The 12,145-nt window shown below is 69.5% G+C and carries 14 protein-coding genes; 9 read left to right on the top strand and 5 right to left on the bottom strand.

Annotation, left to right across the window (positions count from 1 at the left end):
- Window positions 1-6 precede the first annotated feature (6 nt).
- A complete protein-coding gene (locus V8686_RS02210; RefSeq protein WP_379702341.1) occupies window positions 7-621 on the bottom strand; it encodes a DUF502 domain-containing protein in 615 nt (204 codons plus the stop codon).
- A 97-nt stretch (window positions 622-718) separates the two neighbouring features.
- Here V8686_RS02210 and V8686_RS02215 point away from each other — a divergent pair, with 97 nt between their 5' ends.
- The 4 genes from V8686_RS02215 to V8686_RS02230 all read left to right on the top strand — a co-directional run bounded on the left by V8686_RS02215 (window position 719) and on the right by V8686_RS02230 (window position 3,670).
- Window positions 719-1,261, top strand: coding sequence for a CDP-2,3-bis-(O-geranylgeranyl)-sn-glycerol synthase (locus V8686_RS02215; protein WP_379702342.1), 543 nt, complete (start codon window positions 719-721; stop codon window positions 1,259-1,261).
- Between the two features lie 75 nt (window positions 1,262-1,336).
- Window positions 1,337-1,858 (top strand): orotate phosphoribosyltransferase, encoded by a 522-nt coding sequence (gene pyrE / locus V8686_RS02220; RefSeq protein ID WP_379702343.1) that lies wholly within the window; start codon window positions 1,337-1,339, stop codon window positions 1,856-1,858.
- A gap of 85 nt (window positions 1,859-1,943) precedes the next feature.
- Window positions 1,944-3,350 carry an NCS2 family permease gene (locus tag V8686_RS02225; protein WP_379702344.1) on the top strand — a complete coding sequence of 469 codons (1,407 nt, stop codon included), beginning with the start codon at window positions 1,944-1,946 and terminating at the stop codon, window positions 3,348-3,350.
- Window positions 3,351-3,409: 59 nt separating this feature from the next.
- A complete protein-coding gene (locus V8686_RS02230) occupies window positions 3,410-3,670 on the top strand; it encodes a glutathione S-transferase N-terminal domain-containing protein (RefSeq protein WP_379702345.1) in 261 nt (86 codons plus the stop codon).
- Between the two features lie 91 nt (window positions 3,671-3,761).
- On the opposite strand, the gene V8686_RS02235 is transcribed toward V8686_RS02230, so the two are convergent.
- Window positions 3,762-4,733, bottom strand: coding sequence for a transcriptional regulator (locus V8686_RS02235; protein WP_379702346.1), 972 nt, complete (start codon window positions 4,731-4,733; stop codon window positions 3,762-3,764).
- A 142-nt stretch (window positions 4,734-4,875) separates the two neighbouring features.
- On the opposite strand from V8686_RS02235, the gene V8686_RS02240 reads away from it, so the two are divergent.
- Window positions 4,876-6,144, top strand: a complete 1,269-nt coding sequence (locus V8686_RS02240) for a TiaS agmantine-binding domain-containing protein (RefSeq protein ID WP_379702347.1) — start codon at window positions 4,876-4,878, stop codon at window positions 6,142-6,144.
- A 134-nt stretch (window positions 6,145-6,278) separates the two neighbouring features.
- On the top strand, window positions 6,279-6,494 hold the full coding sequence (locus tag V8686_RS02245; protein ID WP_379702348.1) for a DUF7511 domain-containing protein: 216 nt from the start codon (window positions 6,279-6,281) through the stop codon (window positions 6,492-6,494).
- 15 nt (window positions 6,495-6,509) lie between these two features.
- Here V8686_RS02245 and V8686_RS02250 read toward each other — a convergent pair whose 3' ends face one another.
- Window positions 6,510-7,625: a pyridoxal-phosphate dependent enzyme gene (locus V8686_RS02250; RefSeq protein WP_379702349.1), complete on the bottom strand. Its 1,116-nt coding sequence runs from the start codon at window positions 7,623-7,625 to the stop codon at window positions 6,510-6,512.
- A gap of 2 nt (window positions 7,626-7,627) precedes the next feature.
- Complete coding sequence (locus V8686_RS02255) at window positions 7,628-8,584, bottom strand: succinylglutamate desuccinylase/aspartoacylase family protein (RefSeq protein ID WP_379702350.1); 957 nt, start codon at window positions 8,582-8,584, stop codon at window positions 7,628-7,630.
- A gap of 131 nt (window positions 8,585-8,715) precedes the next feature.
- On the opposite strand from V8686_RS02255, the gene V8686_RS02260 reads away from it, so the two are divergent.
- Window positions 8,716-9,006, top strand: a complete 291-nt coding sequence (locus V8686_RS02260; protein WP_379702351.1) for a DUF7536 family protein — start codon at window positions 8,716-8,718, stop codon at window positions 9,004-9,006.
- On the opposite strand, the gene V8686_RS02265 is transcribed toward V8686_RS02260, so the two are convergent.
- Entirely contained in the window at window positions 9,003-10,205 is a 1,203-nt protein-coding gene (locus V8686_RS02265; RefSeq protein WP_379702352.1) for a potassium channel family protein, read from the bottom strand. The genes V8686_RS02260 and V8686_RS02265 overlap by 4 nt on opposite strands.
- An 81-nt stretch (window positions 10,206-10,286) precedes the next feature.
- Between V8686_RS02265 and V8686_RS02270 the strand changes: the two genes are divergently transcribed.
- Together V8686_RS02270 and V8686_RS02275 are read left to right on the top strand one after the other, a co-directional pair.
- On the top strand, window positions 10,287-11,459 hold the full coding sequence (locus V8686_RS02270) for an MFS transporter (protein WP_379702353.1): 1,173 nt from the start codon (window positions 10,287-10,289) through the stop codon (window positions 11,457-11,459).
- A 166-nt stretch (window positions 11,460-11,625) separates the two neighbouring features.
- A complete protein-coding gene (locus V8686_RS02275) occupies window positions 11,626-12,135 on the top strand; it encodes a FlaD/FlaE family flagellar protein (protein WP_379702354.1) in 510 nt (169 codons plus the stop codon).
- The last annotated feature ends 10 nt before the right edge of the window (window positions 12,136-12,145 follow it).

Consider the following 12,145-nt stretch of genomic DNA (forward strand, 5'->3'; position numbering starts at 1 on the left):
GCCGGGTCAGTCGTCGTCGCCGTCCCCATCTCCGCTCACCGCCTCTTCGACGGCGATTTCGACACCCTGTGCGTGTTCGTCCTCCGCGAATCCGGCACTGAGAATGCGCGTCAACGCCTCCTCGACGGTTTCGCCGGTCTCCTCGATACGTTCCGGCGCCACCTCGATGACAAAGCCCGTGGTGATGTTGGGCGCGGTGGGCATGAACAGCACCACCTTGTCGTCGGCGGTGGTCTGCCCCGTCTTGAACGCCGTCATGTTGATCCCGGGCCACGTCTCCAGCCGAACCGGCTTCTGGAGGTCGTCGGTGCCGGTGAGGGCCGTTTCGACGGCGAGTTTCGAGGCGTTGTAGAGCACCCGGATGAGGGGAACGTGGTTCATCGCACTGTCTAGGCCGCGTTCGAACAGGCGGCCGACCGTCGTTCGCATCAGGTACCCGACCGACAGCACCAGCATGACGAACACCACGATGGCCACGGGAACCCCGTAGTACGGGGGAAGCGTCCGAACGACGGGGAGGTCCGCCACCTGCGTGTACAGCCAGTTGAGGACGAACAGAATGACCAGAATCGGGACGAGGACCACCAGTCCGCTGGCCACATCGCGTCTCCACGAGGACATTGTCGGATGGTCGGGTGCCGGGGCCTTCAGCGTGTCCACCCGGCGGCGCCGGGCCGAACGCCGGGGCTTTTCAGTCACCGGCCACCTACGGTGTGGTATGGTCGTCTCGCTCGTCGCCGGCGCGCTCTGGGCGATGTTGCCGGCGTACGTTCCGAACAACGCCGCCGTCCTCGCCGGCGGTGGTCGCCCCATCGACGGCGGTCGGACCCTCGACGGGCGTCGCCTCCTCGGCGACGGCAAGACGTGGCGCGGCACGGCCGCCGGGACGCTCGTGGGCGTCGCCCTGGCGATGGCGCTCAACGTCGTCCGACCGACCGTCGTCGCGACGCTCGACGCCGGCCTCCCCGTCTTCTCGTTCCGGGCCGCCGTCGGCCTAGCTCTCGGCGCGATGCTCGGCGACATCGGCGCCTCGTTCCTGAAGCGCCGACTCGGCCGGAAGCGCGGCGCCGCCGTCCCCGGCCTCGATCAACTCGACTTCGTGGTCGGTGCGCTCGTCCTCGCGGTCCTCCTCGCGCCATCGTGGACGTTCGCGACGTTCTCGCCGGCACGACTGGCAGTGATCCTCGTCGCCACTCCCCTCCTCCACGTCACCACGAACGCCGGGGCGTACCTGCTCGGTCTGAAGGCGGAGCCGTGGTAGCGGACCGTCCCCGATTCCGGCGGCACCCACTGGGAACCGCCCCGTTTATGTCGGTTCGCAGCCCCGAAGGTGCTAATGACGAATCAGGACCTCATCGACGCGCTACGGGCCGCGGAGGCCGTCAAGTTCGGCGAGTTCGAACTCTCCCACGGCGGGACGAGCGACTACTACGTCGACAAGTACCTCTTCGAAACCGACCCCGAGTGCCTCCGTCTGATCGCCGAGGCGTTCGCCGAGCGGATCGACGAGCCGAAACTCGCCGGCGTCGCCCTCGGGGCGGTGCCGCTGGTGGCGGTGACGAGCGCCGAAACCCGACGTCCCTACGTCATCGCCCGCAAGCAGGCCAAAGAGTACGGTACGGGTAATCGCATCGAGGGGCGCCTCGACGACGGCGACCGAGTGGTCGTCCTCGAAGACATCGCTACGACGGGAAAGAGCGCCCTCGACGCCGTCGAGGCACTCCGGGAGGCAGGGGCGGTCGTCGACCGCGTACTGGTCGTCGTCGACCGTGAGGAGGGTGCTGCGGAACTGCTCGCCGACCACGGGGTCGAACTCGACGCCCTGCTGACCGCGACGGACCTGCTGGCCGACGAGTGAGAACCGCTCACCGACGTTCGTCCGGGTTTTCGCAGCGTCGCATGCCAACCGTTAAGTTCCACATTGCGGATACGCTCACCCGTGCATGGCGCTGAGTGACTCGCTGGCGAACTACTTCGGTTTCGAAGAGCACGGGACGGACCTCCGGACGGAGGTCCTCGCGGGGCTGACGACCTTCCTGACGATGTCTTACATCGTCGTGGTGAACCCGAGCATCCTCGCGGACAACCCGGAAATACCGATTCAGGACGGCATTAGCGTCCCTGGCTACGCGTACGGCGAGGTGGTGTCCATGCTCGCGGTGGTCACCATCATCGCGGCGGCGACGGCGACGCTCATCATGGCGCTGTACGCGAACCGACCCTTCGCGCAGGCCCCGGGGCTCGGCCTGAACGCCTTCTTCGCGTTCACCGTCGTCGGGTCGCTCGGCATCTCCTGGCAGACGGCGCTCGCGGCCGTCGTCGTCGAGGGCATCGTCTTCATCGTTCTCACCGCCGTCGGCGCCCGGGAGTACGTCATCCGGGCCTTCCCCGAACCGGTCAAGTTCGCGGTCGGCACCGGGATCGGTCTGTTCTTGGCCATCATCGGCCTGCAGGCGATGGGCATCGTCGTCGACGACCCCGAGACGCTGGTCCAGCTCGGTGCGGTCGCCTCCGACCCGGTGGCCATCGTCTCCGTCGTCGGCCTGCTCCTGACGTTCGCACTCTACGCCCGCGGGATCCGTGGCTCGATCATCATCGGCATCGTCGCCACCTCCGTCCTGGGCTGGGTTGTCGCCAACGCGGGGCTGGTCGGCGGCGAGGCGGCCGGCCGTCTGGTCGCCGGCGGCGCCAGCGCAACCTACGACATCACACCCCTCGCCGGGGCCTTCCTCTCCGGGATCGCCGACATCGAGGCGTTCACCTTCGCCCTGGTCGTGTTCACGTTCTTCTTCGTCGACTTCTTCGACACCGCGGGGACGCTCACCGGCGTCGCCCAGGTCGCCGGCTTCCTCGACGAGGACGGCAACCTGCCGGACATCGACGAGCCGCTGATGGCCGACGCCGTCGGTACCACCGTCGGCGGGATGCTCGGCACCTCGACGGTGACGACGTACATCGAGTCCGCCTCCGGCGTCGAGGAGGGCGGCCGGACGGGCATGACCGCCCTCGTCGTCGCCCTGCTCTTTCTCGCGTCGCTGGCAGTCGTGCCGCTGGCGGCCGCCATCCCCCTCTATGCCTCCCACATCGCCCTCGTCGTCATCGGCGTCATCATGCTCGGCAACGTCGTCGACATCGCGTGGGACGACCTCTCCTACGCGATTCCCGCCGGCATGACCATCCTCGTGATGCCCCTGACGTACTCCATCGCCACGGGCATCGCGGCCGGCATCGTCACCTACCCCGTGGTGAAGGCCGCCCGCGGCGAGTGGAGCGACGTGCGCCTCGGCCACTGGACACTCGCGGCCGCGTTCGTCCTCTACTACGTCGTGCGGACGAACACGCTCGCGTAGCGGCGGTGACGGCGCACACACCCGTCGCGCTCAAGGGCACGGAGCGACAAGGGAGGGTGATGTCGAACCTGGAACTCTACGAACTGCCCGGCTGTCCCTACTGTGCGAAGGTGAAGACCAAACTCGACGAACTGGGTCTCGAGTACGTCTCCCACGAGGTACCACGCGCACACGCCGAGCGGACCGAGGTCGAAGAAGTGAGCGGCCAGACCGGCGTTCCGGTCCTCGTCGACCCCGACCACGACGTCGAGGGGATGCCCGAGAGCGACGACATCGTCGCCTACCTGGAGACGACCTACGGCGCTCGCGCGGAGAACTGAACGACCGCCCCGGAGATTGTCGTGACTGTGTCCCGGCGGTGGTCGTCCCCAGAGGGTGGCGGCTGTGTGTCTCGACTGACAGCCGGGAGGATTAGCTCTCGGCCGGCGCCCGCGCGCGCTCGAGGATCAGGTCCCGAAGGTCGTCGGCGTCCCGGAGGGCGGCGAGTTCCTCCTGGCTCACAAGCGCGGTGCCCTCGACGGCGTCGCGCTTCTCGCGTTCCTCGGTGACGTACACCGCGCGGGTTCGGGTCACCTCGCCGAGCGAGGACATGATCCGGGCGCGCTTTTCGGCGCTCCGGGTGAACGCCGAGTGGCCGGTCAGCAGGTTCTCGATTTCACGGTCGCCGTCCTCGCTGACGGCGGTGAAGGGCGCGCGGTTCGTCGGGTGGACGGTGAAGCCGACGCGGGCGAGGACGGCGAGGACGTGGTCCTCGTCCGGGTCGAGAGCCGGGTCCTGTGGCGTCGGGTCGGCCTCGCGCACACCCTCGGCACCGTCCATCACGTCGACGGGGTCGCTGAAGGGCTGATCGAACAGCTCCTCCAGCTGGATCGCCACCTCGATGCTGGCGTTCATGCCGTCCTCGTACTTCGAGACGGTGCGTCGCGAGACGCCGAGTTCGGTCGCCAGACGGCCGAGACTCCAGCCGCGTTCCTCGCGTTCGTCGGCCAACAGGTCGCCGTCGATGTTGACGTAGAGACCGCCTGGCGCCGCGTAGATGAGCGGCGGGACGTTCTCCACGAACAGGTCGAAGGCCGTGTCGGGGTTGATCGCCGGGATACCGTGTCGGAAGTACACCACCTCCGGTTTCAGTTCCTCGTCGCGGGTGCGCAGACCGATGACGAGCGGCGTCGCCGAGAGATACGACCCGAGACGACGCATCTCGAGGCCAGTCTCGGCGTCGAGACCGTCCACGTTGGCGAGAATCTTCACCAGGAGCAGGTCGTCGCCGCGCCGGGCAGCCAAGTCGAAGCTCTTGGGACGAATCGAACACCGGTCGCTCACCACGAATCCCGCGTCTTGGAGCATCGCAGTGATGTTTCCGACCAGTGCTGACCGTGACATACCGTCAGGTAAGCGCTCCGCGACATATATAAGTTGTGTCGGCGATCCTGACGACGTCCGGCGATTGGGCGTCGAGCGGTCGGCCGGGGGTCCCCACAGCGACGCGAAACGGCTTTCAACGCCCCCCGGCGTAGCGCTCCCAGTGACGCTCGTCGGCCTCGACGACACCGACTCCCGGGAGCGGGGGATGTGTACAACGTACGTGGCGACCCGCATCGCCGAGGCCATCGCGGCCGCCGGCGGCCGGGTCACGGAGCGACGACTGATCCGCCTCAACCCCGCGGTCGAGTGGAAGACCCGGGGGAACGCGGCGCTTTGCGTCGAGACGGAGCTCGCTCCCGATCGGGCGTTCGCCCTCGCTGCCGCCGAAATCGAGGACCTCGCGGCGATGGCGGACCCCCGTACGAGTCCGGGCCTGGTCGTCGCCGACGTCGACGGCGCGGCAGTTCCAGACGCGGCCGCGACGTTCGCCCGGCGGGCGCTCCGCGAGCGAATCGACCCCACCGAGGCCCTCGAACTGATCGACGAACTCGACTATCGCCACCGCGGGTGGGACGGCGGCCGGGGCCGGATCGGGGCTCTCGCGGCCGTCGGCGCCGGCCGCGCCTTCGCGGACTGGACCTACGAACACGTCGCGTACCGGGAACTGGACCGCTGTGGGACGCCCCGGGAGGTGGACCGCGAGTCGGTCCTCGACGCAGCGCGGGCGGCCTACCCTGACGCGTGGGACACCGTCGACCGGGTTGAGGACGAACTCGTCTGCGTCCCCTCGGCGCCGGGACCAATCCTCTACGGCATCCGCGGCGACGACGCCGAAACCGTCCGGGCCGTGGCCCGAGCCATCGGGAGCGAACCGGTCGACCGCGAGGCGACGTTCGTGACCAACCAGGGCACCGACGCCCACCTGCGCCCGGGACGCGTCGGGTCGGTGCGTGACGGCCGAGCCTACCGGGTCGACGGCGTCGTCGACGACGCGCCCGAGACCCGGGCGGGCGGGCACGTCCACCTGACGATCCGCGAGGGCGACGACCGGCTCCCCTGCGTGGCGTTCGAACCAACCAAGCGCTTCCGGGACCGAGTGCGGGCGCTCCGCCCGGACGACCGCGTGACGGTCTGTGGCGAGGTCGGTCGGGGGACGCTCAAACTCGAAAAGTTCGCCCTCCGCGACCCCGTGACGACCGAACGCGTCGTCCCGGCGTGTCCGGACTGCGAGCGGTCGATGGAGAGCGCCGGCCGGGATCAGGGCTACCGGTGTCGGGACTGCGGGACGGCGGCCCCCGACCGGGTCGAACGCGACCTGAACCGGCGTCTCGACCGCGGGTGGTACGAGGTGCCGCCGTGTGCCCGTCGGCACGTCGCCAAGCCGCTGATCCGGGGTGGCTTCGACGCGCCGACCCATCCCGAGCGGTGAGACCGGCGGTAGCCTCGGATTTCCGCGCTACAACGGGTCGTTAAGCGACGGTAATCGGCGAATAGCGAAGAGGGCGTGGCGTGACGAGTCACTGTGATGTGTGCGCAAGTCACATTCTTTCGGGGGGTCGCCCCGTGAGCTCGGCCGACGAAGACGGGCCGCCGGCGACGGTAGACAGTCCGGCACTCGACCGGTGGCCGACGTACACGCTCGATCACACCATCGAGGCCGTCGGGAGCGACGGCACCCAGTGTACGGTGTATCCGTCGAACGTCCCCGAGGATCGACGGCTCACGGAGTGGATAACGGCCAGCGCCGACTCCTTCATCGCCATCGACGAGATTCAGTGAGTCGGAGTCCGCGGCTCACTTCGCGCGCCCGGTGAGCGGGACGACCACGTCCGCGTCCGCGTCCACGACCCCTCGATCGCGGTAGGTCCGAAGCCCCGCCGGCGCGACGGCGGCGGTGGGTTCGACGCCGAACCCCGCCTCTCGCAGGTCCGTCAGCGCCGCCCGGACTGCGTCGGCCGACACCGCGACGGCGGTTCCGTCCGTCGCGTCGAGGGCCGATTCGATGTCGTCGCGTCGCACCGGCGCTCTGACCTGGATGCCGTCCGCGAGGTCGTTGGTCGCCGCGTCGCCGGCGGTTCCCTCCCGGTCGTCGGCCACCGGGGCGTAGCCCGTGGCCTGGACGGCCAGCAGGCGGGGAAGTTCGTCGATCCAGCCCGCCTCGACCAGCGCTCGGAAGCCACGGTAGGCGCCGAGCAGGAGCGTCCCGTGGCCGAGGGGGACGACCACTGCGTCGGGGACCGACCAGTCCCGTTGTGCAGCGAGTTCGATGCCGAACGTGGCGGTCCCGACGAAGAAGGCGGGATTCCAGGCGTGGCTGGCGTACCAGCCGCCACCGGATGCCGCCCGTTCGGGCGACGAACGTGGTTCCGCGTCCCTCTCGACCGCCCGCCGACACGCCTCGGCGACCGCCTCGCGGCCCCCCTCGATTTCGATCACCCGCGCTCCGGTCGACTCGATGGCCCGCCGTTTCGCCGGCGTGACCGACGCGGGGACGTACACGTCGGCGTCGAGACCCGCGCGGGCGGCGTAGGTCGCGATGGCCGCGCCGGCGTTGCCCGAGGAGTCCTCGACGACCCGGCCGACGCCGCGGTCGACCGCCCGCGAGATCACCGTGGCGGCGCCGCGATCCTTGAAACTCCCCGTCGGGGAGACGTACTCGAGTTTGAACGTCGCGTCCCAGGCGGGGGCGTCGACGAGCGGCGTGAGCCCCTCGCCCAGCGAGACGGGCGTCTCGACCGGGAGGAAGTCGGCGAACGCCCACAGGCCGTGGCGGCCGTCGAAGGCGGAGAAGTCGGGTGCGGGCCCGTCCGGACGCGGGAGCGAGGCGAAATCGAGCGGGGCACCGCAGGTACAGCGCCAGCGGTCGTCGTAAGCGCGGCCACACGCCGGGCAGACGAGGCCCACCGGCATCGTCAGTAGGTGTCGACGTTCTTGCCGACCGAACAGACGTACTCGCCGGTGGCGACCTGCGGGAGGCGGCGACTCCGCCAGAAGATGCCGTCGTTGTCGGCGGTGATCCGGGCCTTCAGTCCGCCGAAGGGGTCGGTGACCTCGAACAACGTCTCGTCGGCACTCACTCGGTCGCCGAGATCGTGGTGGTAGCGGACCAGACCGCCGACCGGCGAGCCGTACTGGTCGAACGCCTTGGCGCGGGTCTGGGTCTCGACGGGGGCGTCGCCGTCGAGGAAGTCGTAGCCGCGGAGTACGTTGAACACACCCTCGACGCCCTTGGCGATGCTCGCCTCGTCCCAGCCGACGGCACCGCCGAGTTCGGGGTCGACCGCGGGGACGCCGTCGGACGGGGCGACGCGGGCCAACTGGCCGTCCGGCCCCTTCTGATCGAGGACGTACCCGCAACCGAACGTCTTGGCGAGGTCGAGACACTGCGAGTGGAGGCGGTGGCGACGGCCACACCGGACGCGCACCTCGTCGATCATTCGACTCGTCGAGCCCTGGTGCAGATCGAGGATGAGGTCCGCGTCCCGGGCCACGTCGTAGGTGGCGGCCGCGATCCGTTCACTCGACGTGCCGCTCTCGTCGCCGGGGTACGCCCGGTTCATCTTCGTGTCGTCGATGGGATTGCGGTGTTCGGCCACCTGGAAGGCGTGGTAGTTGACGATGCCGACGACGACGACCGTCCCCGCGAGTTCCTCGGGGTCGAGTTGCGGGACGACGCGTTGTACCACGCCGACGCCGTTGAGTTCGTCGCCGTCACTGGCCGCCTGGACGTAGAGGGTCGATCCGTCGCGGGCGCCCTCGACGACGGCGACGGGGAGACCGAACGTGCTACCGTCGCGCGTCTCGCCAACCTCGAGACGGCCGATATCGACCGTCCCGGGCGATGCATCCGCGCTTCCCACCGAAGTCATTGTTCGACACAGGGACTCATCCCCTTTGAGCGATTCGGTCGCGGACGGACGTGGCCACGAGACGGCGACGGGGTGCGTACCTCGCGGCGACACAGCGATGGGGCTTTGATCGTGGAGTCCCGACTCCACCCGTGAGCGACGAACGACCGGACCGGCCGCCGTCGGCGGGACTCCTCGATGCCCTGCGGGTGCGGCGGAACGCGACCGTCGGCGTCGCCGCCGGCGCCGTCCTCGCGGTCCTCGTCTACCTCGTGCGCGTCTTCGAGTTGTTCGGGCCGGTCGCCGGCACTCAGCGCTATCCCGTCGTCGGCCCCGAGGGCTGGTTCCTCCTCCTCGGATTCGTCCTCGCGTCGGCGACGGCGCTACTCGTGACGGCTGTGCTGACCGCGGCGACGGCAGTCCGCCTCTCGCGCCGCCTCTAGGCGGCCGATTCGTCGCCGCCGGCGAGTTCGGCCAGCCGCGCCGCACCGTCTCTGGTTCCCTTGGCGATCAACACGTCGTCGACGAAGACGGTCGTCTCGGGACCGGGTGAGATCACCCAGTCGCCGTCGTCGCGGCGGACGGCGATGACGCGCATCCCCGTCTCGGTCTTCACCTTCAGGTCGCCGAGCGAAGCGTCGGCCAGCGGACTCCCCACGGTCACGTCGACCCGGACGATCACTTCGTCGGACTCCTCGACCGCAGCGGCGACGACGGGGTGGGTGTCGAGACCGCGGAGGACGCCCTCGCTGATCTCTAGTGCGGCGTCGCTGATGACCTCCGTCGCGCTAGCGAGGTGGACTAATCCCCGGAGCGTGATGGGGTCTTCGACCCGACCCGCGGCGCGCAACACCCACGCCTCGAACCGTGACTTCAGGGCGTCGACCTCCGCTTCGAGTTCGACCACCTCCGCGGCGACGCCCTCGCTGTCGAAGAGGATGGAGCCGTAGGCCAGATCCACCGCGAGTTCGCTCATGTTCTTCATGAGGACGATGGAGTCGACGGCACGCTCCAGGTCGTCGATGGTGGAGTCGACCGGATCGGGCGGTTCGTAGACGTCGCCCGTGACCGCCTCGTACACCGTCGACAGCCCCATCTCGGTGCCCCGGAGGAGCACCACGTCGTCGGCCGCGAACGTGGTGTCTCGGTCCGGGTTGACGATCCACTCGCCGGCCCGGCGGAGCGCGATCATCCGGACGCCGGTCTCGGTTTCGAGGTTGAGGCCACCGAGGGAGGCGCCGACGTACTCGGAGCCGGGGGCGACCTGCGCACGCACCACCGTCTCGACGGCCTCCGGGATGGCCGTCCGCATCGCTTCGGGGACGCCGATATCCTCCAGGACGATTTTGGCGATGTCGCCCGCGGCGTCGCTGATCTTCTCGGTGGCGCCGACGACACCGAGGACGGGTGCCAACTTCTCGGCGTCCTCCGGGTTGCGGGCGGCCATCAGGAGGCTCATCCGCGCCTGCAACTGCAACACGTCCATCCGCTCTTCGAGTTCGAGTACCTCCGCGGCCACCTCGTCGCTTCCGTGGAGGACCGCCGAGTATGCCAGGTCGATGAGGAGTTCGGCCGTGTCCTTCATCTCGACGAGGACGGCCTTCACGCTGACCGGTTCGTACTCGACGTCCCCGGGATCCATACCCGAACCAATGTCGCCCGGTCGGTAAAAAGCCACCCGGCAAACGCAAGAACGAAGCTGATCGCGGCTGATCCCCCGACGATGGACCGAAGTGGCGGCTGGGACCTGCTCGGCGTGACGACGGCGGCCTTCTTCGTGACGATGGTCGCCCGACTGGCGCCGAGTCCCCTCGTGCCCGACATCATCGACGCCTTCGGCGTCACGACGGGGACGGTCGGGGTTGCGCTGTCGGGGATGTGGGCCGCCTACGCCCTGTTCCAGTTTCCCGGTGGGATCGTCGCCGACCGAATCGGCGAGCGCCGCGTCATCCTCCTCGCGATGGGGGGCATCGCTGCGACGAGTCTCGGACTCGCGAGCGCCCCTACCTTCCTCGTCTTCGCCGTCGCGGCCGTCACGCTCGGGGCGTCCGCGGGACTGTACTTCACCGCGGGCACCTCGTTTCTCACCACCCAGTTCGACGACACGGGCCGAGCGCTCGGCATCCACGAAATCGGCGCGTCGGCGGCGGGGCTGCTCGCCCCCGTCGCGAGCGCCGCCGCGGCCACACGGTTCGACTGGCGCGCGGGGGTACTCGTGCCCGCGGCCGTCGCGCCCGTCGTCCTCCTCCTGTTCGCGTGGCGCGTCCCCGAGACCCCCCCGTCCCAGCGCGGCGCGTCGGCCACGGGGGTGAATCCCCGTCGCCTGATCGCCCTGCTCACCCGGCCGAGCATCGGCTTCACCACGGTACTGGCCATGGTCGCCTTCTTCACCTGGCAGTCCTTCGCTTCCTTCTTTCCGACTTTCCTCGTGGCCCACGTGGGACTGACCACCGAGCGCGCGAGCCTCGTCTTCGGTGCGGTGTTCGCGCTCACCATCGTCACCGCCCCCGGCCTGGGCTGGCTGTCCGATTCGACCGGCCGCGACTCGGCCCTCGTGGTGTCGTTTCTCGCCGGCGTCGTCGGCTACGCCCTGTTCCTGTTCGGTGACGGGGGGCTCGTCGCGGTGGTGCCGGGAGCGGGACTGGTCGGTCTCGGACTCTCGTGGCCGGGCGTCGTCAACTCCCGGTTCATGGACCATCTCGCCGCCGACGAGCGCGGGACCGGCTTCGGCCTCGTGCGAACGGTGGTGTTGCTCGTCAGCTCGCTCGGGAGCGGCGTGACGGGGACGGTTGCCGAAGCGGTCGGCTGGTTCGCAGCGTACGGGGTCGTCGCCGCGCTACTCGCCGCCCTCGTGGCGCTCGTCGTCGGCAACCGGGTGCTCGGGATCGACGCCTGAGACGGATTACTGTAACTGTGTCCCGGTGGGTCACCGAGACGACCCGGCGAACCACCGGTACTGACGTACAAGAAACCGTATGAGCGGCGCCCTCGCCGTCGCGGCCGACGGGCGTCCGACTGGCGGGAAGTTTTAATTCTCGGGGGGTTCTACTCCCCGGCGTTCGATGGCCATCGACCCGCGGAACTACGACCTCGACGAACTCCGGGCGGCCAGCGGTGCGTCGCCCGCCGGGGGCGCGGAGTGGCCGAGCGAAGGCGACGCGGAGCGAGGAGCCGACGAGTCGGCGCAGAGCGACGCCGAGGCGGCCGACCGCCCGGCGGCCGCCGCCGCGTTCGAGTCGTCGGTGACGCGCGATCTGGTCGCGATGGACCACCAGGGCGGGCCGCTAGATCGGCCTTACCTCCCCGCGCTCCCGGCGTCGCTGAGCGCCGAGGCGCTGATCTTCGAGTGGCTGGAGTTCCTCGTGTTGCAGGCGGGCCGCGAGTCGGTAGCCGACGCCCTCGCGTTCTACGAATCGGTCGGCTGGCTGGGGAACGACGCTGCGGCGGCGCTGGAGGCCTACCTCACCGGCATCGACGACGCGCGGGCCAACGCCGACAACGATCTCGACGCCGACGACCATCGGGTGAGCCTGCACTACGTCGCTCGGCTGGCCTCGATCGCCGGCCGGTGACCGACTCCGG

Origin of the sequence: Haloplanus litoreus (assembly GCF_045690335.1) — an archaeon.
Taxonomy (GTDB): domain Archaea; phylum Halobacteriota; class Halobacteria; order Halobacteriales; family Haloferacaceae; genus Haloplanus; species Haloplanus litoreus.